The sequence below is a fragment of the Streptomyces sp. NPDC057543 genome (genome assembly GCF_042801895.1).
In the GTDB taxonomy this organism is placed as follows: domain Bacteria; phylum Actinomycetota; class Actinomycetes; order Streptomycetales; family Streptomycetaceae; genus Streptomyces.
Genome location: NZ_JBHVFF010000024.1, coordinates 14,756 through 38,015 on the forward strand (window position 1 = coordinate 14,756; position 23,260 = coordinate 38,015).

Consider the following 23,260-nt stretch of genomic DNA (forward strand, 5'->3'; position numbering starts at 1 on the left):
CAAGCCCATGAGCGAGACCCCGGACAGCGCCGTCCGTACGTACACCGAACAGCACCGTGCAGCCTTCCTCGACGACCTCGCCGACTGGCTGTGCATCCCGTCCGTATCCGCCCAGCCGGTCCACGACGGGGACGTACGACGCAGCGCCGAGTGGCTGTCCGCCAAGCTCGAGGAGACCGGTTTCCCGGTCACCGAGATCTGGGAGACGCCCGGTGCTCCCGCGGTCTTCGCCGAGTGGCCGTCCGACGACCCGGATGCCCCGACCGTCCTCGTCTACGGGCACCACGACGTGCAGCCCGCCGCCCGTGAGGACGGCTGGGACACCGACCCGTTCGAGCCGGTGATCCGCGACGGCCGCATGTACGGGCGGGGCGCCGCGGACGACAAGGGGCAGGTGTTCTTCCACACCCTCGGCGTCCGGGCCCACCTCGCCGCCACCGGCCGCACCACTCCCGCCGTCAACCTCAAGCTGCTGATCGAGGGCGAGGAGGAGTCCGGCTCCCCGAACTTCCGCGCCCTGGTCGAGGAGCGGGCCGCCCGGCTCACCACCGACGCCGTGATCGTCTCCGACACCGGCATGTGGGACGAGACGACCCCCACGGTCTGCACGGGCATGCGCGGCCTGGCGGAGTGCGAGATCGAGCTGTACGGACCCGAACAGGACATCCACTCCGGCTCGTTCGGCGGTGCGGTCCCCAACCCGGCGAGCGCCGTGGCCCGGCTCGTCGCCGCGCTGCACGACGCGGACGGACGGGTCGCGGTCCCGGGCTTCTACGACGGCGTGACGGAACTCACCGACACCGAGCGCGCGCTCTTCGCCGAGCTGCCTTTCGACGAGGCCACCTGGCTGCGTACCGCCAAGTCACGAGCGGCGTCGGGCGAAGCCGGCTACTCCACGCTGGAACGCATCTGGGCCCGCCCCACGGCCGAGGTCAATGGCATCGGAGGCGGATACCAGGGCGCCGGAAGCAAGACGATCATCCCGGCCTCCGCTCTGGTGAAGATCAGCTTCCGGCTGGTCGCGGGCCAGGATCCCGACCACATCCAACGGGCCGTCCGGACCTGGGTCGAGACGCAGGTCCCGGCCGGTGTCCGACACCGCATCACCTTCGCCCCGGCCACCCGCCCCTGCCTGACCCCGCTGGACCACCCCGCCCTGCAGGCCGTGGCCCGCGCCATGGGACGGGCCTTCGGCCAGAAGATCCTCTTCACCCGCGAGGGAGGCTCGGGGCCCGCCGCCGACCTGCAGGACGTGCTCGGCACGCCCGTCCTCTTCCTGGGCATCTCCGTACCGTCCGACGGCTGGCACGCGCCCAACGAGAAGGTCGAACTCGGCCTTCTGTTCAAGGGCGTGGAGACAGCGGCCCATCTCTGGGGCGAACTGGCCGCCGCACTCCGCTGAATCCTCTGAACACCCGATCCATCCCGGGGGAGTAGGAAGCACCTGTGAGCACCTTCGACAACGCCACCACAGACCGGCCCATCGGTCTCACGGCGCCCAGCGGCATCGACCGGGCGGCGCACCACCGTCTCGACGAGGCCTGGCTGTCCGCCGCGTGGAGCCACCCGACCACCCGTGTGTTCGTCGTCTCCGGCGGGCAGGTGCTGATCGACGACACGGCCGACGGCGGTACGGAGATCGTCATGACCCCGGCCTTCGAGGCCCCGGTCACCGAGACCCACCGCTACTTCCTCGGCACGGACGAGGACGGCATCAGCTACTTCGCGCTCCAGAAGGACTCCCTGCCCGGCCGGATGGACCAGCCGGCCCGTCCGGCCGGCCTGCGCGAGGCCGGGCTGCTGCTCGGCCCCCGTGACGCCGGCCTGATGGTGCACGCGGTGGCCCTGGAGAACTGGCAGCGCCTGCACCGCTTCTGCTCGCGCTGCGGCGAACGCACGGTCATCGCGGCGGCCGGCCACATCCGCCGCTGCCCGGCCTGCGGCGCCGAGCACTACCCGCGTACAGACCCGGCGGTCATCATGCTGGTGACGGACGACCAGGACCGCGCGCTGCTGGGCCGCCAGGTGCACTGGCCCGAGGGCCGCTTCTCGACGCTCGCGGGCTTCGTCGAACCGGGGGAGTCGATCGAGCAGTCCGTGGCCCGCGAGGTCTTCGAGGAGGCGGGCATCACGGTCGGCGAGGTCGAATACATCGCCAGCCAGCCCTGGCCGTTCCCGTCCAGCCTGATGCTCGGTTTCATGGCACGCGCGACATCGTCGGAGATCGATGTGGACGGCGAGGAGATCGAGGAGGCCCGCTGGTTCTCCCGCGAGGACCTGACGGCGGCCTTCGAGTCGGGCGAGGTCATGCCGCCGTTCGGCATCTCGATCGCGGCCCGTCTGATCGAGCTCTGGTACGGCAAACCGCTCCCGAAGCCGGGCACGGTCGGTTGACGTACGGCCCGCGGCATACGGCTCACGGCTCACGGCATACGCGAACGCCCTCTCCGGTCGAGTACCGGAGAGGGCGTTCGCGTACGGCGTTCCCGTACCATGTTCCCGCACTGCGGGAGCTGCCTGATCAGACGGCGAGCGCCTGCTTCACCTGGGCCAGGGACGGGTTCGTCATGACGGCCTCGACACCCGTGGAGCCGACCACCAGGACGGTGGGAACGGTCTGGTTGCCCCCGTTGGCCTTCTCGACGAAGGCTGCGGACTCCGGGTCCTGCTCGATGTTGATCTCGTTGTACGCGATGCCCTCGCGGTCCATCTGGCCCTTGAGCCGACGGCAGTAGCCGCACCACGTGGTGCTGTACATCGTCACAGTGCCCGGCATGCTTCGCGCTCCTCTGTCTCGTGAGTCTGTCTCATCCGTCTCATCCGTCATGCGGAGAAGCTGGAAAGTGCGTCACCGCACGGAAGAGGAACGTACGTGAGGCAACCACCATTCCCGCGACCACCCCCGTATCGGGCGGTAGGCCGCCACCCCGTATCGGGCCGCCCCTCGCATTAGTACGACAGATGCGGCCCCCTGTGGACAACCTTCGCACCGGCCTCTTCCGACCTGGCAGCATGGCGGGGTGACAGCAGCAACGCATTCCTCCCTCTTCCCGCAGGTCCCCGAGTCGGCCGACGCCGTGCTCGACGGCCTGGACCCCGAGCAACGCGAGGTCGCCATGGCCCTGCACGGCCCGGTGTGTGTGCTGGCCGGAGCCGGTACGGGCAAGACGCGCGCGATCACGCATCGCATCGCCTACGGGGTGCGCGCCGGAATACTCCAGCCGACGAGCGTGCTCGCCGTCACGTTCACCAATCGGGCCGCGGGCGAGATGCGGGGACGGCTGCGCCAGCTCGGCGCGGGCGGTGTGCAGGCGCGGACGTTCCACTCCGCCGCCCTGCGCCAGCTCCAGTACTTCTGGCCGAAAGCGGTCGGTGGTGACCTGCCGAGGCTGGTGGAGCGCAAGGTCCAGCTGGTCGCCGAGGCCGCGGCCCGCTGCCGCATCCGCCTCGACCGCAACGAGCTGCGCGATGTCACCAGCGAGATCGAGTGGTCCAAGGTCACCCAGACCGTGCCCGCCGACTACCCGGCAGTGGTCGCCAAGACCCAGCGCGACGCCCCGCGCGACCCGGCGGAGATCTCCCAGATCTATGCGATGTACGAGCAACTGAAGCGCGACCGCTCGGTGATCGACTTCGAGGATGTGCTGCTTCTCACCGTCGCCATCCTTCAGGACCGCCATGACATCGCCGACCACGTCCGCCGCCAGTACCAGCACTTCGTCGTCGACGAGTACCAGGACGTCAGCCCGCTCCAGCAGCGGCTGCTCGATCTCTGGCTCGGAGACCGGGACACCCTGTGCGTCGTCGGCGACGCCAGCCAGACGATCTACTCCTTCACCGGAGCCACCCCCGACCACCTGCTGAATTTCCGCACCCGCCACCCCAACGCGACGGTGGTCAAGCTGGTCCGGGACTACCGCTCCACCCCCCAGGTCGTCCATCTGGCCAACGGGCTGCTCGGCCAGGCCCGCGGCCGCGCCGCCGAGCACCGGCTCGAACTGGTCTCGCAGCGCGAGCCCGGCCCCGAGCCCGCCTATACGGAGTACGCGGACGAGCCCGCGGAGGCGGAGGGCACCGCCCGCCGCATCCGCGATCTGATCGCCGCAGGCGTCCCGGCCGGCGAGATCGCCGTCCTCTACCGGGTCAACTCCCAGTCCGAGGTCTACGAACAGGCTCTGGCCGACGCGGGCGTGCCGTACCAGCTCCGCGGCGCCGAGCGCTTCTTCGAACGGGCAGAGGTACGGGAGGCGGGCGTCGCCCTGCGCGGCGCGGCACGCGCGGGGGGCAACGACTCCCTGCTCGACGACGCGGAGGGGCTGTCGGCGGAGGTGCGCGCGGTGCTCTCCACCAAGGGGTGGACCACGGAACCGCCCGCGGGCTCCGGCGCGGTGCGCGACCGCTGGGAATCCCTGGCCGCCCTGGTCCGGCTGGCCGAGGACTTCGAACAGGCCAAGCCGGGTGCGACACTCTCCGACCTGGTGGCGGAGCTCGACGAGCGGGCCGCCGCCCAGCACGCCCCCACCGTCCAGGGGGTCACTCTCGCCTCGCTGCACTCGGCGAAGGGCCTGGAGTGGGACGCCGTGTTCCTGGTCGGTCTGACCGAGGGCATGATGCCGATCACCTACGCCAAGACCGACGAGCAGGTCGAGGAGGAGCGCCGACTGCTGTACGTCGGTGTCACCCGGGCGCGCCTGCACCTCTCGCTGTCGTGGTCGCTGTCCCGCTCACCCGGGGGCCGCGCCGGACGTCGTCCGAGCCGGTTCCTGAACGGACTGCGCCCCGGCTCGGGGGCCCTCGGCGCGCGTGGCGCGGCGGGTGGCGGCGGCGGCGGCATCGAGCGGGGCAACGGACGGGTCGCCAGGCGCGGCGCGCGCGGCCCGGCCCGGTGCCGGGTATGCGGCAAGACCCTCACCGACGCGGGCGAGATGAAACTGATGCGCTGCGACGACTGCCCCTCCGACATGGACGAGGCGCTGTACGAGCGGCTGCGCGACTGGCGGGCGGTCCGGGCGAAGGAGATCGGTCAGCCCGCGTACTGCGTCTTCACGGACAAGACGCTGATGGCGATCGCGGAGGCGGTGCCGGGCAGCGCGGGCGAACTGGCCGGGATCTCCGGGGTCGGCGCGCGGAAGCTGGACCGCTTCGGGACCGCGGTACTTGCCATTTGCGCAGGTGAGGCGGTGGAGGAAGAGGTCGGAGACGCTGTTGACGAGGTGTGAGAAAAACTCGTCGAAAAAATAGTTTGCGCCCGCCCCAGTCATCACCATAGGTTCTTAACCACGGGAACAGCGACTTCTCTGAAGCCCTGGCCCTGTGCTGTACTTATCCAAATACGTAGGACTGGTTCACCGGTCCCCCGAGACGCCGAGAGGAGGCGATTGAAGTGATCAGCATCATCGAGACCAACAAAGTGACCGATCTCTCGGTCGTCTCCGCCTGCTCGCTCGGCCTCGCCTGCTCTTCCGAGTCCTCGCTCCGTGGCACCGGTATGTCCGGCATTTCTGCCGTCAGCCCGCTGTCCCTGGCGAGCCTCCCCGTGCGGGAGCGCAATGAGCGACCGACCCAGGCACCGGCAGCAGCAGTAGCGAAGGGACAGGCCCAGGCCTATGCCTTTGCGGCCGTCGGTGCGGGAGCGGAATCCGGCGCCAAGAAGCAGATGACGCACCACCACACGATGTGGGCCTTCCGTGGGCCTGAACCCTGGAGTGATCCAGCCTGATTCACCATCAGGCCGGCGCCTTCAGGGCCGCGGAACCCCACTCGGGATCCGCGGCCCTTTTGTTTTGTCCAAACGGACGAGACAACCGAAGGAGCCTCGGGACGAGCAGCACCCGGTACCAGCCGCCCCCCGGCCAACAGGCCGGAACGACCAGACGAGGACACCACCCACCGTGCAACTCGAAGCGCACGCCCCGTCCGTACCGACTTCCGACACGATCCCGCCGCCCGGCCTCACGGAGGACTCCGCCTTGATCCCCCTCACTGCGCTCACCGCGCTCGACGACGCCATCGAGAACCTCGGCGTGCCCGTCCCCTGCCGCTCCTATGACCCGGAGGTCTTCTTCGCCGAGTCGCCGGCCGACGTCGAGTACGCCAAGTCCCTCTGCCGCACCTGCCCGCTCGTGGAGGCCTGCCTCGCCGGCGCCAAGGAGCGGCGCGAGCCGTGGGGCGTCTGGGGCGGTGAGCTCTTCATCCAGGGCGTCGTCGTCGCTCGCAAGCGGCCGCGTGGCCGTCCGCGCAAGAACCCGGTCGCGGCGTGACCGCCGTGCTGGGGGTCACGGCCCCCAAACCCATGAAGCGCCCCGGAACCATCGACCGTCCCCACACCCACGATCCCCGAAATCAGGCTCCGATGTCCGTCCCCACGAATGAGCCCGTCGGCTCCGCAACACCGAACGTCACGATCACCGGCGCGAACGACTCGCGTCAGAACAGGACCCGCGAGATGCAACTCATCCCAGAAGCCCTGGCTCGTGCGCATATGCACGACCGCCTGAGGGAAGCCGACACGCAACGCCAGGCCGTCCGCCTGGTCACCGCGCGCCGGATGCAGCGCCGAGCCGAGCGCGCCTCGATGCGCGCCCGCCGTGCGCTGGCCATGGCGGTCATGCACTAGTCGAGCCGGACACCAGCAGCACCCGCTGCCGGGCAGCCGCTCTGCCCGGGAGCAATCAGTCCCCGCAGTGAGTACCCCTTCCGCAGGGCCGGTCCGTTCGGACCGGCCCCGCTGTCGTGCTCGGCGGATGTGCTGTGCGGTCGCGTTGTGTGGTGTCGTGCGGCACGGCAGCGACGGAGTTATCGTCACAAGGTGAACGAGGAGACTCATCACCGGATTCAGCGACCCCCGCAGAGGGACGCCGCAGTGGTCGCATGTGCTCTGTGCGGCACCTCCGCCGGCAGCGGTACCGCACCGCCGACATGGCTCTGCTCCGTGGAGAACGGCAGACACCAGTACTTCTGCGAAGTGTGCGCCCGCACCCATATCAGGGCGATCGAGAGCCGTCTCGACTCTGCCTGGTGGTGAGGCCCTGGGACGTGACGGCCCCGGGTGTGGCGTTCCGGGCGTGACGGCCCGGGGTGTGAGGGTTTGGGCGTGACGGTCCGGGCTCGTACCCGGAGCCTGAAGGCCCCCTGCCCTAGGCGCCCGCGGCCGCGTCGCCCGCCAACTCCTTTACCACGGGCTCTTGCTCATCCGCCGAAAGGAACCCTGGTACCCAGGATTCGAGTTCATCGCGCAGCCGCACCGTCGCACCCAGCTGGCACAGCACGCCGATCGTGCTCAGCGTCACCCGGTGTATCAGCAGATAGGCGGGCGGCAGATTCAACTGCTTGCCCAGCTGATGAGCGGGCGAGCGAGGATCCGCGATACGCGCCGCCTGATTGCGCATCCAGCTCCGGGTGAAGGTGAACTCCTCCACCTGCGCCGGTTCGATGATCGGGAGAAGATAGTCGAGCACCGCATCAGGGTCCAGGTCGATCGATTCCTTGACGAACCCCTCCTCGCGCAGCAGCTCGTACACCGCCTCCGCGTCACCCGTCAGCGCCAGCCGCAAGGAATCACCGATGGTCTGCGGCAGACCACCCGGCAGCCGGTCCACCGTGCCGAAGTCCAGCACCCCGAGCCGCCACTGCCCGGCCTCGCGGGCCTCATCACTCACGCCCGTCTCACCGATTTCGCCGGCTTCGTGGTCCGGGGACAGCAGCCGGAAGTTGCCCGGATGCGGGTCCGCGTGCAGCAACCCGGTGCGCGCCGGTCCCGAGAAGAGGAATCGTGCCAGCAACTGACCGGCCCGGTCCCGCTGTTCCGGCGTGCCCTGCGCGATCACATCGGCCAGCGGAACACCATCCATCCACTCCGTCACCAGCACCTGGTCGGACTGGTGCACGACACTGGGGATCACGACATCCGGATCGGCCGCGAACTCCTCCGCATGGGCCCGTTGCGACCGTGCCTCCTGTTCGTAGTCCAGCTCCTCCGAGACCCGGTCACGCAGCTCCTTGATGAGCGGTTTGATGTCCATTCCCGGGATCAACGGGCCGAGCAGCCGGGCGAACCTGCTGAGCTGGGTCAGATCCGAGAGCAGCGCTTCTCCGGCGCCCGGATACTGCACCTTCACCGCGACGTCCCGCCCGTCGTGCCACACCGCCCGGTGGACCTGACCGATCGAGGCGGCGGCCGACGGCTTGTCATCGAATTCGAGGAACAGCTCCCGCCAGTCCTCGCCGAGCCGCTCCTCCAGCACCGCGTGCACCGTGCCGCTGGGCAGGGGAGGCGCGGCTTCCTGCAGTTTGGTGAGCGCCGCCCGGTACGGTCCGGCGACCTCCTCGGGCAGTGCCGACTCGAAGACGGACAGGGCCTGACCCAGCTTCATCGCCCCGCCCTTCAATTCCCCCAGGACCTTGAAGAGCTGATCCGCTGTGCGCTGCTGGACCTCCCGGGCGACCAACTCCGCGGACTTCCCGCCGATCCGCTTGCCCAGGCCCCACGTGGCGCGGCCTGCGAAACCCAGTGGCAGGGCGGCCAACTTGGCGGTACGGGTGACCGCTTTCCGGGGTAGATCAGACATGAGCCCCTCCAAATCCCAGACTGCCGTGCCGCGTGCGACGGTTACCCGGCCATTGTGTCGTGTACCGCGTCGGCCATGGAGGCGCGCTCCCTCTCAGTGTGTCCAGCCGCTCCGCAGGAGCAGCCGGGATGCGCCCCGATCCGCTCGGACCGCCAGTCCAACAGCGGTAGCGCGGTCTCCCAGCGGGCCCCCGTACTGGTCGGCAGCTCCCCGTCCAGAAAGGACAGCGCGTGGGCGGCCGCCAGACCGGCCACTGCCGTCGCCAGCGCCAGGTCGCAGGCCTGGACGGCGGTGCGCCGCCCGGACTGCCACTGCGAGAGCATCCTGGACCAGCCCTTGTCCCGCTCCGCACGCTTCAGCGCGAGGCATCCCGCGCACGCCGTGCCCCCGGGCAGGACGAGGGGCCCGACCACACCTGTCGCCTCCATCACTCCGGCATAGAGATGGGGAGTTCCCGAAGCGATCCACGGTTCCGCCGGGCGCGGGTCGGGGGCGTACACCGCGAGGCCGTCACGAGGCGCGACCACGATCAGCGACAGCCCCGGCTCGCCACCCGCCGAGGCCTCCGCCGTCTCCGCCGTCCGGGGAGCCGAACCGGCGGCGGATCTGCGCACCAACTGCCGGGCCGCGGTGGCCCTGCGCTCTCCGACGGCTGCCGGTGGAAGCCCACCGGGTGAGACGTCCCACGGCTCGGTGCACCCGCCGTCCAGGACCTCCACCCGACCCACCCCGGAGCCGGACAGCACCGCCGCGATCGTGGCACCGACCCGCCCGGCACCTCGCACCTGTACCCGCATCGCCCGGCGGGCCGCCAACCGCCGCATGCCGCCACCCGGCTCGGGATGGACGACCGAGAGCGACGCCAGATCAGGGCGGTGCCGCTCCATGGCGTCGGGCCGGTTCCGTAACGCATCGGTCTCCGGGCCGGCGGCCCGCACATCGTCGATCAGGCCGGCATCCAACAACCTGCCGATCAATGTGTCTACTTGATGGTCCGACAGATCAAGCGCGCGGGCCTCTTCACGCAGCAGCGGCAGGCCGCGCGTACCGTCGAGCAGTTCCAGAAAACAGCCCGTGGCGATATCCATCGGACCGAGCTTCACCGCATGAGCGGCGGTCACCCCGAATTGCACGGTGCCCTGTGTGCACCACGCGCGGCGCAGTGCGGGCTTCAACATCGGATACACGCCTTCCCCCGGTCTGTGTTCCATGATCTCTGTGCCTGGGCTGTGGCCCGGATCTCCGCGAGATCCGTTGTCAGAATGCAGGTCGGCGGCGAAGTGTGCAGAAAGTTATCCACAGGCATGGGGTATTAGTCGTTCAAATGGTGCATGGCGTGGAGTGGATCGCGCGAACCGTCCCGGAGGGGGGACTTCCCCCACTGACACCGGGTAACGTCATGGCGTGCCCGCCGACCCGTCACCCGGACTCGCCGGGGAGACCCCCGCGCGCATTGCCGGAACCCCTCAGCGCAGCGCGGTGGACCGTGCGCCCCGCGTCTCGGCAACGAGCGCGGTCGAGGTCCGCAGGAGCACCCGCCGCAGCAGAACGGTCTCCGCGTACCGGGAGGGTGACCGCACCATCGTGCTCATCCCCGCCCGGATGTCCGCGGCCGAGGAGCAGCGCTGGGTGAACGTGATGCTCGACAAGCTCGCGGCCCAGGAGAGCAAGCGCATCCTCGGCGACAGTGAACTGACCGAGCGCGCCGACCGGTTGTCCGCCCAGTATTTCGAGGGCCGGGCCAGACCCGCGTCCGTGCGATGGGTGACCAATCAGAACACCCGATGGGGGTCCTGCACCCCGGCGGAGGGCAGTATCCGCCTGTCGCACCGGCTGCAGGGCATGCCCGAGTACGTCGTCGATTACGTACTCGTCCATGAGCTGGCCCATCTGCTCGTCCCCGGTCACGGCCCGCGCTTCTGGCGGCTGCTGGAGGCGTATCCCCGCACCGAACGGGCCAGGGGCTACCTGGAGGGTGTGGTGGCGGCCGACCGGCTGCCGCATCTGCCCGCCGCGCGCGGTGAGTGACGGTCAGCGGTTCTGTACCGGGTCTGTACCGACTTAGCTCAATGTCGGAGTTTGCGGTTAGCCTGACGCGAGGCATTCACATTCGGGATGGGGGACGGTCGTTACGCATGGCCAGGGAATTCCAACGCGGCCACAAGGCCAAGATCAGCGATCTCACACCGGGGACGGACCTGTACGTAGGTGTGCAGATTGCCGGCCCGGGACTGACCTTTGACATCAGCTGCTTCGGCCTCGATGCCGATGAGCAGCTCTCCGACGACCGGTATTTCATCTTCTTCAATCAGCCTAAATCACCCGAGGAGTCCATTCAGCTCCTCGGCGCCCAGGCCGGTGACACCGAGTCGTTCCGCGTCACTCTGGACCGCATTCCGGCGAACATTCACAAGCTGTCGTTCACCGCGACGGTCGACGGCGCCGGGCAGATGTCCCGGGTCGGCCCCGGCTACATCCGGATCGTCGCGGGTGGCGAAGAAGTCGTCAGGTACGCCTTCACCGGTTCGGAGTTCACCACCGAGCGTGCGGTGATGCTGGGTGACTTCTATCTGAAGGACGTCTGGCGGTTCGCCGCGGTGGGCCAGGGCTTCGACGGTGGCCTCGACGCGCTGCTGAAGAACTTCGGCGGCGAGGTCGCCGAGGAAGCGCCCCCCGCACCTCAGCCGCAGGCCGCCGCCCCGTCATTCGCCCCGCCCGCCCAAGCGGCCGCACCGGCACCCGCCCCGTCCTTCGGCGCCCCGGCCGCACCGCAGGCGTCCCAAGCACCGCAGCCCGCTCCGCCCTTCGGAGCCCCGGCCGCGCAGGCCCCGGTTCCCACGCCGCAGCAGCAGATGCATGCCGCGCCGACGATAGCGGCCCCGATGGCACCGCACGGCGGCATGGTGCCGCCGCCCGCCCCCGCCCCGGCTCCCTACGGACAGCCTGGCCAGCCGCCCCAGCAGCCGCAGTTCGGGCAGATCCCCGGCCAGCATCCCCCGCCCGTCGCTCCGTACGGCCAGCAGGCTCCTGCCCCGTACGGAATGCAGCCTCCCGGTATGCCCCAGGGCGTTCCGCAAGGGATGCCGCAGGCCGGGGCCGGGCTGCAGGCCGCGCTCCAGCCGTACAAGGAGACGGCCACCGGGCAGCGTTGGACCCCGCAGAACCAACAGCTCATGCGGGTCGACCTCACCGTGGGCGGTACGCCGGTGCTCGCCCGTCAGGGCAGCATGGTGATGTACCAGGGCAAGGTCGACTTCGGCTACAAGGGCGCCGGCTTTGCCGGCCGCATCGTCGGCAACGCGACAGGCCAAGAGATGCAGCTGATGCGCTGCACCGGCCGTGGACAGGTCTTCCTCGCCGAGGACGGTTCCCATCTGCACGCCATCGAACTGCAGGGCGACGGCATTTGCGTCTCGGCGGAGAACGTCCTCGCCTTCGACGAGTCGCTGCAGCACGAGGTCCGCAGGATCGAAGGCCACGGCATCCCCGGCGGCGCCCTGTTCACCATGCAGTTCCAGGGCACTGGCACGGTCGTCGTCAAGACTCACGGCGTCCCCGTCGTCCTGCCCGTCACCCCGACCACCTTCGCCGACTGCAACGCCGTCGTCGCCTGGTCGTCCGCCTCCCAGGTGATCATCTCCAGCCAGGTCCGGCTGCGCCGCAACGCGTACCCGGGACACAGCGGCGAGACCGTGAACCTTCAGTTCCGGGGCGCCCCCGGCAACTTCATCGTCGTCCAGCCCTACGAGGTCTGAGGGAGCCCGTCATGAACCAGCAACTCGCGGGCTACGCCCCGACCCCCGTCACGGCCCGTATGGAGAACCACGGCCATACGATGCTCAAGGTCGCCATGGCCACGGGCCAGGACCTCTACGCCCGTACCGGCTCGATGGTCGCGTACGAGGGCTTCATCCAGTACGAACCCAACCCGCCGGCCGTCCGTCAGATCGCCTCCCAGTGGATCACCGGCGAGGGTGCGCCGATCATGAAGTGCTCCGGCGACGGACTGCTCTACCTCGCCGACTACGGCGCCGATGTGGTCGTCATCAACCTCAACAACGACTCCCTCTCGGTCAACGGCACCAACGTCCTCGCCTTCGACGGTCATCTCACCTGGGGCGTGGAGCGAGTCAAGGGCCTCGCCAAGTTCGCCGGTCAGGGCCTGTGGAATGTGTGCATCTCGGGCACCGGCTGGGTCGCCATCACCTCACGCGGCACCCCGATCGTCGTCGACTGCGGACGCGGCGAGGACGAGACCTACGTCGACCCGGACGCCCTCGTGGCGTGGTCCCCGAACCTCAAGGTGAAGGGCAAGCGCAGCTTCAAGGCCTCCTCGCTCATCGGGCGGGGCAGCGGCGAGGCGTACCAGATGGCTTTCTCCGGCCAGGGCATCGTCGTCGTACAGCCGAGCGAGGACAGTACCGACCGCCTGCGGATCCGGAACTGAGGGGGAGGGAGAACACACCATGCAGAGTCCGCTTTTCAGCTACACGGAACAGCAGTCCCAGGACCGGTACACCGTCCAGAACCCGCAGCTCCTGCGGGTCTCGCTGACCGGTCACGACGACGTCCTCGCCCGCAAGGGCGCCATGGTCGCCTACCAGGGACTGATGGAGTTCGACGGCGAGTACGAGTCGCACGGGCAGCGCCGCGCCCGCGCGAGCACCGGCGAGGGCCTGGAGCTCATGCGCTGTTCCGGGCAGGGCACCGTCTACCTCGCCAACCTCGCGCAGTACATCCACGTCGTGGACGTCGACCGCGACGGCATCACGGTGGACAGCGCCTACGTCCTGGCTCTCGATTCCTCGCTGCACACCGAGGTCATCGCGGTGGACAGCCAGTACGGCATCTCGGGCACCGGCAAGTACCAGCTCAACATCTCCGGCACCGGCAAGGTCGCCCTGATGACCTCGGGCCAGCCGCTGATGATGCAGGTCACGCCCGACAAGTACGTCAACGCCGACGCGGACGCGATCGTCGCCTGGTCCAGCTCGCTGCGCGTGCAGATGCAGGCCCAGACGCACTCCTCCGGCGTCTGGCGGCGGCGTGGCAACACCGGCGAGGGCTGGGAGCTCAGCTTCCTCGGCCAGGGCTTCGCGCTGGTCCAGCCGAGCGAGATGCTGCCGCCGCAGAACCACGAGATCGGCCAGGGTCTCCGGGCCCAGTACGGCATGGGCCAGCACGGTGCCCACGGTCAGAACCAGAACAACGCCTGGAACTGAAGCGCCGCGCACCGGCACCACTCGGGTAGGGGGCGGTCTCCGGGGAGGCCGCCCCCTACCCGTGTCACATGTCGTGCCTACCGGCGCTGCTCCAGCGCGGCGCGGGCGCGCGTCATCAGGCGTACGACCGATGTGTCGGCCACCGACGCGACCTCGTCGTACGCGAACCAGCGCAGGTCCAACGACTCGTCACTGATCTGCTCCGTCGCGCCCGACGGGGCCAGCGCCGTGTACTGCACGTCCAGGTGCCAGTGACAGGGCGCGGGGATCCGGTGGCGGTCCAGCGTCACCGGTCCGCCCGCGAGCAGGGTCAGGCCGCTGATGCCGGACTCCTCGGTGGCCTCCCGCAGGGCCGCGGCGGCCAGCGTCGTGTCCTGCGGTTCGCAGTGGCCTCCCATCTGCAGCCACATCTGCAGCTTGCGATGCAGCGTGAGCAGAACCCGACCCCGATCCGGATCGATGACCAGTGCGCTGGCCGTCAGGTGTCCGGCTTCGCAAGCCTTCCACATGCCGTCGGAATGCTGAGCCAGATGATCCAGATAGACCTGGCGCAGTTCCTCCTGGGCCGGGTCCACCGGGTTCTCGTACCCCTTCAGTACGAGAACGGCGTCGTCGTACAGGCTCACTGGTCGGTGTCGCCCTTGCCGTTGCCGTCGCTCTTCCGGTCGTCCGTTCCTCCGGAGCCCGGCTCGCTCGCGCCGCCCGCTGCGGCCTCGGGCTTCTGCGGACTCTTCGCGGCCTCGCCGAGCATCTTGTCCAGCTCGGAGAAGTCCAGCTGCTCGTGGTGCACGAAGCCGTCCGGATCGTCCAGGTCCTGGGCGGTCGGCAGCATGTCGGGGTGCGCCCACAGGGCGTCGCGGCCGTCGAGACCTCGGGCGTCCGTGAGCGACGCCCACAGACGCGAGGCGTCACGCAGCCGCCGCGGACGCAGCTGGAGACCGATGAGCGTGGCGAACGTCTGCTCGGCCGGCCCGCCGGAGGCGCGACGCCTGCGCATGGTCTCGCGCAGCGCGTCGGCCGAGGTCAGACGGGACTTCGCGGCCTCGTGCACCACGGCGTCCACCCAGCCCTCGACCAGTGCGAGCGCCGTCTCCAGCCTGGCCAGGGCGGCCTTCTGCTCCGGGGTGTCCTCCGGCTGGAACATGCCCTGCTGAAGTGCGTCCTGCAGCTGCTCGGGGTGCGAGGGGTCGAACTGGCCGACCACGTCCTCCAGCTTGCTGGTGTCGACCTTGATGCCGCGCGCGTACCCCTCCACGGCGCCGAACAGATGCGAGCGCAGCCACGGAACATGGGCGAAGAGCCGCTGGTGGGCGGCCTCGCGCAGGGCGAGATAGAGCCGCACCTCATCCTGCGGCACGCTCAGGTCCTTGCCGAACCTCTCGACGTTCAACGGAAGAAGCGCGGCCTTGCCCGCCGGGCCGAGCGGCAGCCCGATATCGGTCGAACCGACCACCTCGCCCGCCAGCACACCGATGGCCTGTCCGATCTGCTGGCCGAACATCGCGCCGCCCATCGACCGCATCATGCCGATCAGCGGGCCCGCCATCGCCTGCATCTCCTCGGGCAGTACGTCACCCATGGCCAGGCCGACGCGCTCGGCCACCGGGTCGACCAGCTTCTGCCAGGCGGGGAGGGACGCCTCGACCCACTCCGCACGGCTCCACGCCACGGTCGAGACCGAACCGGAGGGCAGCGACGTCACCCCGTCCAGCCAGAGGTCGGCCAGCCGCAGCGCCTCGTCGACCGCGGACCGCTCGGACGGGCCGACGCTCACGTCCTTGGTGCCGTCCGGAGTGCCCTGCGAGACCGTCTGGCGGGCGATCTGCTTGGCCATGTCCCAGTTCACGGGACCGCCCTCGTAGCTCAGCATCTGGCCGAGCTGCTGAAAGGCCGCCCCCAGGTCGTTGGGGTTCATCGTGCCGAACATCGCCGCGAACGGGTTGTCCCCGCCCGCGCCGGGCCCGAAGCCGAACGGGTTCGCCGGCCCGCCCGAACCCTGCCCACCTCCGGTGGGGTCCTTCTTCTTGCCCTCGTCGCCGTCTTCCGGCTCCTCCGGCGGAAGGCCGAATCCGAATGGGGTGTCACTCACGGGTTTCCTCGGCTCGTAGGGCCGCCGGCTCGAACCGACGGCGACTGCCCGACATCACCATCCAGCGTAGACACCAAAAGTCCGCTTGGGGCCTCAGTGCTCCGCCGGCTCCCGGCCTGCGGCAGGATGGACGCCACCTGGTACGTACGCGTCATTCGGGTACGTACTGAAGACAACCGCTGGAGACGCCCGGTGAGTTCCCCAGATCCTCAGGTTCGCGCAGCGCGAAACCTGTCCGACCCCTCGACCGCGAACAAGCCCGCAAAAAACCGCTCCAGGAGCCGCGGCCCCGTCGTCGCGGTCACCGGAGCCGCGGGGGGCGTCGGTGAGCTGCTCACCGCACGCCTCGCGGCATCCGAGGAGATCAAGCAGGTCATCGCCATCGATGAACGCCGCGGAGAGGTCTCCGAGGCGACCTGGCACATTCTCGACGTCCGGGACCCCGCCATCGCGGAGAAGCTGCGCGGTGCGGATGTCGTCGTGCACCTGGCACTCGATCTCGACCTGGAGACCGACCCCGCCGCCCGCACCGCCTACAACGTGCGCGGTACCCAGACCGTGCTGACGGCGGCCGCGGCCGTGGGGGTCCACCGGGTCGTACTGTGCACCTCGGCCATGGTCTACGGGGCGCTGCCCGACAACGACATCCCGCTCGCCGAGGACGCCGAGCTGCGTGCCACGGCCGAGGCCACCGGCGTCGGCGACCTCCTGGAGATCGAGCGGCTCGGCCGCCGCGCGCCGCGCGCCCACCCCGGTCTCAACGTGACCGTGGTCCGGCCGACGGTCCTGGTCGGCGGTACGGACACCGCGCTGACCCGCTACTTCGAGTCGCCGCGCCTCCTAGTCGTCGCCGGATCGCGGCCGACCTGGCAGTTCTGCCATGTCGAGGACCTGGTCACGGCCCTGGAGTACGCCGCACTGGAGAAGATCGACGGCGAGTTCGCGGTCGGCTGCGACGGCTGGCTGGAACAGGAGGAGGTCGAGGAGCTCAGCGGCGTCCGCCGGATGGAACTGCCCTCCGCCGTGGCCCTCGGCGCCGCCGCCCGGCTGCACCGGATCGGCCTCACCCCGTCCCCGGCGGGCGATCTCGCGTACACGATGCACCCCTGGGTGGTCAGCGTGAGCCGGCTGCACGACGCGGGCTGGCGCCCGGGCTGGACCAACGAGGAGGTGCTCGCGGCGCTCCTCGAAGAGGTGGAAGGCCGGCACACCGTCGCCGGACGCCGCCTCGGCCGCAAGGACGCGACCGCGGCAGGTGCCGCCGGCGCGACCGTGGCACTGCTCGGCACCGCCGCCCTGGTCCGCCGGGCCCGCAAGGCGCGCCGCCGTATCTAGGTCCCCCGCACACCGCGGCCTCCTGTAGGAGACTCCAAGGTCAGGGGCGGTCCGCCGGTGGAAAACGCTATTCCACGATGTCGGTGCCGTACGGCACCATGGGCCCATGGCTCCTACCCACGACCACCCCGGCGAGCGGGCGGCAACCGACCCCATCCGGCTGCTGGCCATCCGAGAGACGCCGCTGTCGGTCGACGAGATCTTCCAGGCCGTCGGGGACGACGCCGCGGGCGGCACGGCGCTCTTCGTCGGCACGGTACGCAACCACGACGGGGGTCAGGACGTCGGTGCGCTCGGGTACTCCTGCCACCCCTCGGCGCAGGACGAATTGCGTCGGGTGGCCGAGAAGGTCGCCGCGGACTTCCCGGTCCGGGCACTGGCCGCCGTCCACCGTGTGGGTGACCTCCACGTAGGCGACCTCGCCGTCGTCGTCGCTGTCTCCTGCCCGCACCGTGCGGAGGCGTTCGAGGCGTGCCGCAAGCTCATCGACGACCTCAAGCACGAGGTTCCGATCTGGAAGCACCAGCGGTTCTCGGACGGCACCGAGGAGTGGGTCGGCGCCTGCTGAGTGCAAGCCGATCGGGTGGTTGCCCGCCCCGATTTGCGTAACCGCACCCCTGCCGTGAGCGTTGATCCTGCAGATGGTTAATCTGCTGATCGTTCAGTTGCGGTCGCTCACGGGGCAGGGAGGTCGTAATGGCAGCACTCGCCTGGCTGCTGATTCCGCTTTTCGCTGCGTTCGGCGCTGCGATATGGGGAAGCTGGGCCACCCGTAACCGTACGGCCGGTGATGTTACGGAACTCGCCGGGTATGCCCGGTTCCGTGAGGCGATGGAGAAGTCGCACTCCGGTTCCGATGTCCTCTGATCTTTCGGCGAACGTATGCAGTCGCCACTCCGCATCGCGGCGCCGACCGTGGACGCCGTCCGGCGCAGCGCCATCCCCCTTCCCCGCCCTGTACGGACCGGCCCCGACGGTGCACTGACAGACCCTTCCCGTACTGTCGTTCCATGCCACGCCGCACCGCGACGATGCTCGCCTCCACCCTCATCCTCATCGCGCTGTTCTGCGCAGTCCTGCTGATTAGGGTGCCGTATTCGGAGATGTCTCCCGGCCCGACCGAGAACACCCTCGGCAAGGTCGACGGCGAGCCGGTGCTGCAGATTTCCGGACACAAGACGTACCCGACGTCCGGCAACCTCAACATGACGACGGTCAGGGTCACCGGCGCCGACTACCGCATGAACATCGTCGAGGCCGTGTACGGCTGGCTGGCCCACGACAGCGTGGTCGTACCGCACGACACCCTGTACCCCGGCGGGAAGACCGAGCAGCAGTCGACGCAGGAGAACGCCGAGGAGTTCAGCCAGTCCCAGGAGAGCGCCAAGGTCGCCGCCCTGACCGAGCTGCACATCCCGGTGTCGTCACGCGTCGTGGTCTCCACGGTCATCAAGGACAGCCCCGCCCAGGGCAAGCTGCACGCCGGCGATGTGATCAAGCAGGTCGACGGCACGGCGGTGAGGCAGCCCGAGGACGTCGCGAAGCTCGTCACCCGCCACAAGCCCGGCGAGAACGTCACGTTCACGATCATCCCGGCGAAGGCGGCCCAGGAGGCCGAGAAGGCCGGCAAGCAGCCCGAGGGCACCCGGAAGATCGTCATCACCACCGCGAAGGCCCCCAAGGAGAACCGCGCCATCGTCGGCATCCAGGCCGGGACGGACCACACGTTCCCGTTCCGGATCGACATCAAGCTCGCCGATGTCGGCGGCCCGAGCGCCGGTCTCATGTTCTCCCTGGGCATCATCGACAAGCTGACGCCCACGGACCTCACGGGCGGGAAATTCGTCGCGGGCACCGGCACGATCGACGACCAGGGCAAGGTCGGCCCGATCGGCGGCATCAGCATGAAGCTGGTCGGCGCGCGCGACGCGGGCGCCCGGTACTTCCTGACACCGGACGAGAACTGCAAGGCCGCCGCCGCCGACACCCCGAGCGGACTCACGCTGGTGAAGGTGAAGACGATCGACGACGCGAAGAAGTCGCTGGAGAAGATCCGCGCAGGGGACACGGCCGGCCTGCCGAGCTGCTCGGCAGGCTGACCGGCCCGGCAGGTCCTGTCCGGCCGGTCAAGACCGGACAGGACCTCGGCGGGAACGCGGCGAGGTCAGGCCTCGAAGGTCGCGGCCAGCGCGTCGGCCAGTCCGGGCACCAGGCCGGCCCCCGTCCGCACCTCGCTCGGGGAGTCCTTCTCGCGCAGCCGTACGGCCGCCTCGCGCGTACCGTCCCTGAGGACGGCCACCGTCATCCGCACCTCCTGGCGCTGCGGGTGCTTGGCGACCCACTTGGTCAGCTGGGCATCGCTGAGCCCCTCCGGTACGGAGGCCTCGGCGGTCGGCGGCAGCATCAGCCGCTCCACCGTCATCGCACATCCGATCACCGCGTCGGGCCAGGCGATCGTGGCGAGGAATTCGTCCAGGGCGGTCCCCGGCGGGAGCTCTTCCTGCTCGATGGGGGTGAGTGAGGCGGTCGGGGAGTCGGAGCTGTCGAGACCGAGCTGGGCGGCGAGGCCGGGCTCCTGGGTCCGCAGCCGGGCGGTGTCGACGAGAGCGAAGAGGCGGGCCGGCTGGTCCCAGCCGAGACCGGAGATGTACTCGTCGATTTCGAGTACGGCGACGGTGAGGGGGCCGGCAGCCATCGGGGGGCCTGAGGGGGAAACGTTGGGCATGGCCAACATCCTGCCTCCTTCCGCCCCGGGAGCGGGAACTAGGTAAAGCCTCAGTAAGTTGCATAGGTGGGCTCTACGATCGCTGGGCCCGCTTCACACGACCCGCGAACTTCGAGGTGCGCACGTTGGCTTTCCAGATGCCGGACCGCGGCGGAGGCCCGACCGGGCCACGGATCAGAGTCGGCCGCCCGTCCCGGCGCGCCCGTACCCTGCTCATGACACTTGGCGTCCTGGCGGTTCTCGCCATGGCGTTCGTCATGTTCGCCGGGTTCTGGACGGACTGGCTCTGGTACCGGTCGGTCGCCTATTCATCCGTCTTCACCACTACCCTGTGGACCAAGATCGGGCTGTTCCTCGTCTTCGGACTCCTGATGGCGATCGCCGTCGGTCTGAACATCTGGCTCGCGCACCGGCTCCGGCCGCCGCTGAGCGCGATGTCCCTGGAACAGCAGAGCCTGGACCGCTACCGGATGAGCCTCGCCCCGTACAAGAAGTGGGTGCTGCTCGCGATCACCGCGCTCGTCGGACTGATCGCCGGAGCGTCCGCCTCCGGCCAGTGGCGTACCTGGCTGATGTACGTGAACGGCGTGGCGTTCCACCAGAAGGACCCCCAGTTCCATCTGGACGTCTCCTTCTACGCCTTCGACCTGCCCTGGTACCGCTTCCTGCTGGGCTTCGGCTTCGCGGCCACGGTGCTCTCGCTGATCGCCGCCGCGCTGACCCACTATCTGTACGGCGGGCTCCGCATCACCAGCCCCGGCGCGCGGGCGACCGGCGCGGCCACCGGCCATCTGTCGGTGCTGCTCGGCGTCTTCGTCTCGCTGAAGGCCGTGGCGTACTGGCTCGACCGGTACGGCCTGGCCGTGAAGTCCAGCGACTTCAAGGCCACGGACAACTGGACGGGCCTGCGGTACGTCGACGCCAACGCCTATCTTCCGGCGAAGACCATCCTGTTCTGCATCGCCGCGATCTGTGCCGTGCTCTTCTTCGCGACGCTCTGGCGTCGCACCTGGCAGCTCCCGATGATCGGCTTCGGTCTGATGGTGCTCTCGGCGATCCTGATCGGCGGGCTGTACCCGGCGATCGTGCAGAAGTTCCAGGTCCAGCCGAACGAGCAGGCCAAGGAAGCCCCGTTCATCCGGAAGAACATCGAAGCGACGCGTGACGCGTACGACATCGACAACGCTCAGGTCCACGACTACTCGGGCAAGAGCACGACGAACGACGACGCCAAGCTGCGCGCGAGCGCGGATACCGCCGCCAGTTACCGGGTGATGGACCCCAACGTCGTCTCCCCGGCGTTCCAGCAACTCCAGCAGAAGAGGAACTACTACCAGTTCCCCAAGACGCTGGACGTGGACCGCTACAAGGACGCCGCAGGCAAGGACCAGGACACGGTCATCGGTCTGCGCGAGCTCAACCTCGACGGCATCCCCAAGCGCAACTGGATCAACGACCACTTCACCTACACCCATGGTTACGGCGCCATCGCGGCCAAGGGCACGACGACCGGCAAGAACCCGAAGGGTTCACCGGACTTCACCGAGTCCGGTCTGCCGACCACGGGTGAGCTCGGCAAGTACGAGCAGCAGATCTACTACGGCGAGAAGACCGAGCAGTACTCCATCGTCGGCGGGCCCCAGAAGGAGCTCGACTACGAGGAGGACGGCGAGAAGACCACCAGCTACCAGGGCGACAGCGGGGTCAGTCTCTCCAACGCCTTCAACCGTGCCGCGTACGCGGTGGCGTTCAGCGAGCCGCAGATCCTCTATTCGGGGGCCATCGGCGACGGCTCGCGGATCCTCTACAACCGCACGCCCAAGGAGCGCGTCGAGGCGGTCGCCCCGTGGCTGACCATCGACGGCGACGCCTACCCGGCCGTGGTGAACGGCCGCATCCAGTGGGTCGTCGACGCGTACACCACCACCAACGGCTACCCGTACGCCTCGCGTACGACGCTCGGTGACACCACGGCCGACTCGTTGACCACCAACCAGCGCGCGGTCGTCGCCCAGCAGAACCAGGTCAACTACATCCGCAACTCGGTGAAGGCCACCGTCGACGCCTACGACGGCAAGGTCAAGCTCTACGAGTGGGACACCGAGGACCCGGTCCTCAAGACCTGGCGCAAGGCGTTCCCGGGGACCGTCCAGCCCAAGGCGGACATCCCGCAGGAGCTCAGGGAACATCTGCGGTACCCGCAGGACCTGTTCAAGGTGCAGCGCGAGCTGCTCACCCGCTACCACGTCACCAACCCCGCCCAGTTCTACAGCGGCAGTGACGCGTGGCAGGTCCCGGACGACCCGACCAACAAGGAGTCCGGTGCTGTCCCGCCGTACTACCTGAGCATAAAGATGCCGGACCAGCCGGCCCAGAAGTTTTCGTTGACGACGACGTTCACCCCGAAGGGGCGGCCCGACCTCGGGGCATTCATGGCGGTGGACGCCGACGCCGCCAGTAAGGACTACGGCACGATAAGACTGTTGAGAGTCACCACCACGGTGAAGGGCCCCGGTCAGGTACAGAGCGAGCTCAACGGCAACGACGACGTCGCCGAGTTCGTGAGAAACCTCAAGGGAACCGACTCCGACATCGAGTACGGCAACCTGCTGACCGTGCCGCTCGAAGGGGGCTTCCTCTACATCGAGCCGGTGTACACGCGCGGTGGCACGCAGAACTACCCGCTGCTGCGCAAGGTCGCCGCCTCGTACGGGTCGAAGACCGTCTTCGAGAACAGCCTCGGGGAAGCGCTCAACGCGGTCTTCGGGGCGACGGGCCCCGGCACCACCCAGCCGCCCGCCGAGACAACCCGGCCGCCTGGCGAAACCACGCAGCCGCCGGCCACCGGTGACGCGGCGCTGAAGAAGGCGATCGCGGACGCGCAAAAGGCCTATGCGGAAGGCGAGGCAGCCCTGAAGAAGCAGGACTGGAGTGCCTACGGCAAGGCCCAGGCGGATCTGCAGGACGCGTTGCAGCGTGCGGCGGCCGCCCAGCCCAAGTCGGGCAGTGCGAACAGTGCTGATGGAGCGAACAGCGCGAGTAACGCGAACAATTCGAACCATTCGGACAAAACGTCCGAAGGTAGTAGTGGTGGCTGAGTAACTCGGTAAAGGCTCGCCTTCGCGCCGTGGTACGGTTTGAACACAACGGCGCGGGGTGGAGCAGCTCGGTAGCTCGCTGGGCTCATAACCCAGAGGTCGCAGGTTCAAATCCTGTCCCCGCTACTGAAAGACGAAGGCCCGGATCCTTTCGAGGATCCGGGCCTTCGTCGTGTCGTGGCGACTTTTTTGTGCGGTGTGCGTGAAGGGCGGTTCGCGGGGCG

22 protein-coding genes and 1 tRNA gene are annotated in these 23,260 nt (G+C 69.1%); 17 read left to right on the forward strand and 6 right to left on the reverse strand.

Annotated elements, in window-relative coordinates; all coding sequences use genetic code 11:
- The first annotated feature begins 7 nt into the window (after positions 1 to 7).
- Both ACFU8Q_RS06910 and nudC read left to right on the forward strand, forming a co-directional pair.
- Positions 8 to 1,402: a dipeptidase gene (locus tag ACFU8Q_RS06910; protein WP_384448879.1), complete on the forward strand. Its 1,395-nt coding sequence runs from the start codon at positions 8 to 10 to the stop codon at positions 1,400 to 1,402.
- A 44-nt stretch (positions 1,403 to 1,446) separates the two neighbouring features.
- Positions 1,447 to 2,394: an NAD(+) diphosphatase gene (nudC, locus tag ACFU8Q_RS06915; protein ID WP_266748400.1), complete on the forward strand. Its 948-nt coding sequence runs from the start codon at positions 1,447 to 1,449 to the stop codon at positions 2,392 to 2,394.
- A gap of 127 nt (positions 2,395 to 2,521) precedes the next feature.
- Here nudC and ACFU8Q_RS06920 read toward each other — a convergent pair whose 3' ends face one another.
- Entirely contained in the window at positions 2,522 to 2,776 is a 255-nt protein-coding gene (locus ACFU8Q_RS06920; protein ID WP_266748401.1) for a mycoredoxin, read from the reverse strand.
- A gap of 244 nt (positions 2,777 to 3,020) precedes the next feature.
- On the opposite strand from ACFU8Q_RS06920, the gene ACFU8Q_RS06925 reads away from it, so the two are divergent.
- The 5 genes from ACFU8Q_RS06925 to ACFU8Q_RS06945 all read left to right on the forward strand — a co-directional run bounded on the left by ACFU8Q_RS06925 (position 3,021) and on the right by ACFU8Q_RS06945 (position 7,024).
- A complete protein-coding gene (locus ACFU8Q_RS06925) occupies positions 3,021 to 5,219 on the forward strand; it encodes an ATP-dependent DNA helicase UvrD2 (protein ID WP_384448882.1) in 2,199 nt (732 codons plus the stop codon).
- A gap of 164 nt (positions 5,220 to 5,383) precedes the next feature.
- Positions 5,384 to 5,719 (forward strand): hypothetical protein, encoded by a 336-nt coding sequence (locus ACFU8Q_RS06930; protein WP_384448885.1) that lies wholly within the window; start codon positions 5,384 to 5,386, stop codon positions 5,717 to 5,719.
- 172 nt (positions 5,720 to 5,891) lie between these two features.
- Positions 5,892 to 6,260, forward strand: coding sequence for a WhiB family transcriptional regulator (locus tag ACFU8Q_RS06935; protein WP_384448887.1), 369 nt, complete (start codon positions 5,892 to 5,894; stop codon positions 6,258 to 6,260).
- 32 nt (positions 6,261 to 6,292) lie between these two features.
- The gene (locus ACFU8Q_RS06940; protein WP_384448940.1) at positions 6,293 to 6,616 is read left to right on the forward strand and encodes a hypothetical protein; all 324 of its coding nucleotides are present in this window, start codon (positions 6,293 to 6,295) and stop codon (positions 6,614 to 6,616) included.
- A gap of 192 nt (positions 6,617 to 6,808) precedes the next feature.
- Positions 6,809 to 7,024 carry a hypothetical protein gene (locus ACFU8Q_RS06945; RefSeq protein ID WP_384448890.1) on the forward strand — a complete coding sequence of 72 codons (216 nt, stop codon included), beginning with the start codon at positions 6,809 to 6,811 and terminating at the stop codon, positions 7,022 to 7,024.
- A gap of 112 nt (positions 7,025 to 7,136) precedes the next feature.
- Here ACFU8Q_RS06945 and ACFU8Q_RS06950 read toward each other — a convergent pair whose 3' ends face one another.
- Together ACFU8Q_RS06950 and ACFU8Q_RS06955 are read right to left on the reverse strand one after the other, a co-directional pair.
- Positions 7,137 to 8,567 carry an ABC1 kinase family protein gene (locus ACFU8Q_RS06950; protein ID WP_384448893.1) on the reverse strand — a complete coding sequence of 477 codons (1,431 nt, stop codon included), beginning with the start codon at positions 8,565 to 8,567 and terminating at the stop codon, positions 7,137 to 7,139.
- 41 nt (positions 8,568 to 8,608) lie between these two features.
- Entirely contained in the window at positions 8,609 to 9,754 is a 1,146-nt protein-coding gene (locus tag ACFU8Q_RS06955; RefSeq protein ID WP_384448896.1) for a ThiF family adenylyltransferase, read from the reverse strand.
- A 217-nt stretch (positions 9,755 to 9,971) separates the two neighbouring features.
- On the opposite strand from ACFU8Q_RS06955, the gene ACFU8Q_RS06960 reads away from it, so the two are divergent.
- From ACFU8Q_RS06960 to ACFU8Q_RS06975, 4 genes are all read left to right on the forward strand, one after another.
- Complete coding sequence (locus tag ACFU8Q_RS06960) at positions 9,972 to 10,595, forward strand: M48 family metallopeptidase (protein ID WP_384448899.1); 624 nt, start codon at positions 9,972 to 9,974, stop codon at positions 10,593 to 10,595.
- Positions 10,596 to 10,702: 107 nt separating this feature from the next.
- Positions 10,703 to 12,322: a TerD family protein gene (locus ACFU8Q_RS06965; protein ID WP_384448901.1), complete on the forward strand. Its 1,620-nt coding sequence runs from the start codon at positions 10,703 to 10,705 to the stop codon at positions 12,320 to 12,322.
- Between the two features lie 11 nt (positions 12,323 to 12,333).
- A complete protein-coding gene (locus ACFU8Q_RS06970; RefSeq protein ID WP_384448904.1) occupies positions 12,334 to 13,014 on the forward strand; it encodes an AIM24 family protein in 681 nt (226 codons plus the stop codon).
- A 19-nt stretch (positions 13,015 to 13,033) separates the two neighbouring features.
- Entirely contained in the window at positions 13,034 to 13,789 is a 756-nt protein-coding gene (locus tag ACFU8Q_RS06975; protein WP_384448907.1) for an AIM24 family protein, read from the forward strand.
- A 77-nt stretch (positions 13,790 to 13,866) separates the two neighbouring features.
- Here the strand turns inward: ACFU8Q_RS06975 and ACFU8Q_RS06980 are convergent, their stop codons facing one another.
- Both ACFU8Q_RS06980 and ACFU8Q_RS06985 read right to left on the reverse strand, forming a co-directional pair.
- Positions 13,867 to 14,415 carry an NUDIX hydrolase gene (locus tag ACFU8Q_RS06980; RefSeq protein WP_384448910.1) on the reverse strand — a complete coding sequence of 183 codons (549 nt, stop codon included), beginning with the start codon at positions 14,413 to 14,415 and terminating at the stop codon, positions 13,867 to 13,869.
- Positions 14,412 to 15,878 carry a zinc-dependent metalloprotease gene (locus ACFU8Q_RS06985; protein WP_384448913.1) on the reverse strand — a complete coding sequence of 489 codons (1,467 nt, stop codon included), beginning with the start codon at positions 15,876 to 15,878 and terminating at the stop codon, positions 14,412 to 14,414. Before ACFU8Q_RS06985 ends, ACFU8Q_RS06980 begins: the two co-directional genes overlap by 4 nt.
- Positions 15,879 to 16,070: 192 nt before the next feature.
- Between ACFU8Q_RS06985 and ACFU8Q_RS06990 the strand changes: the two genes are divergently transcribed.
- From ACFU8Q_RS06990 to ACFU8Q_RS07005, 4 genes are all read left to right on the forward strand, one after another.
- The gene (locus tag ACFU8Q_RS06990) at positions 16,071 to 17,213 is read left to right on the forward strand and encodes an SDR family oxidoreductase (protein ID WP_384448916.1); all 1,143 of its coding nucleotides are present in this window, start codon (positions 16,071 to 16,073) and stop codon (positions 17,211 to 17,213) included.
- A 106-nt stretch (positions 17,214 to 17,319) separates the two neighbouring features.
- Complete coding sequence (locus tag ACFU8Q_RS06995; protein WP_384448919.1) at positions 17,320 to 17,781, forward strand: molybdenum cofactor biosynthesis protein MoaE; 462 nt, start codon at positions 17,320 to 17,322, stop codon at positions 17,779 to 17,781.
- A gap of 128 nt (positions 17,782 to 17,909) precedes the next feature.
- Positions 17,910 to 18,080 carry a hypothetical protein gene (locus tag ACFU8Q_RS07000; RefSeq protein ID WP_266748416.1) on the forward strand — a complete coding sequence of 57 codons (171 nt, stop codon included), beginning with the start codon at positions 17,910 to 17,912 and terminating at the stop codon, positions 18,078 to 18,080.
- A 143-nt stretch (positions 18,081 to 18,223) separates the two neighbouring features.
- A complete protein-coding gene (locus ACFU8Q_RS07005; protein ID WP_384448922.1) occupies positions 18,224 to 19,312 on the forward strand; it encodes a PDZ domain-containing protein in 1,089 nt (362 codons plus the stop codon).
- Positions 19,313 to 19,377: 65 nt separating this feature from the next.
- Here the strand turns inward: ACFU8Q_RS07005 and ACFU8Q_RS07010 are convergent, their stop codons facing one another.
- A complete protein-coding gene (locus ACFU8Q_RS07010) occupies positions 19,378 to 19,947 on the reverse strand; it encodes a PPA1309 family protein (protein WP_384448925.1) in 570 nt (189 codons plus the stop codon).
- Positions 19,948 to 20,075: 128 nt separating this feature from the next.
- Between ACFU8Q_RS07010 and ACFU8Q_RS07015 the strand changes: the two genes are divergently transcribed.
- Positions 20,076 to 23,036, forward strand: a complete 2,961-nt coding sequence (locus tag ACFU8Q_RS07015) for a UPF0182 family protein (protein ID WP_384448943.1) — start codon at positions 20,076 to 20,078, stop codon at positions 23,034 to 23,036.
- Between the two features lie 52 nt (positions 23,037 to 23,088).
- Positions 23,089 to 23,162: transfer RNA gene (locus ACFU8Q_RS07020), tRNA-Met, on the forward strand.
- Positions 23,163 to 23,260 lie beyond the last annotated feature (98 nt).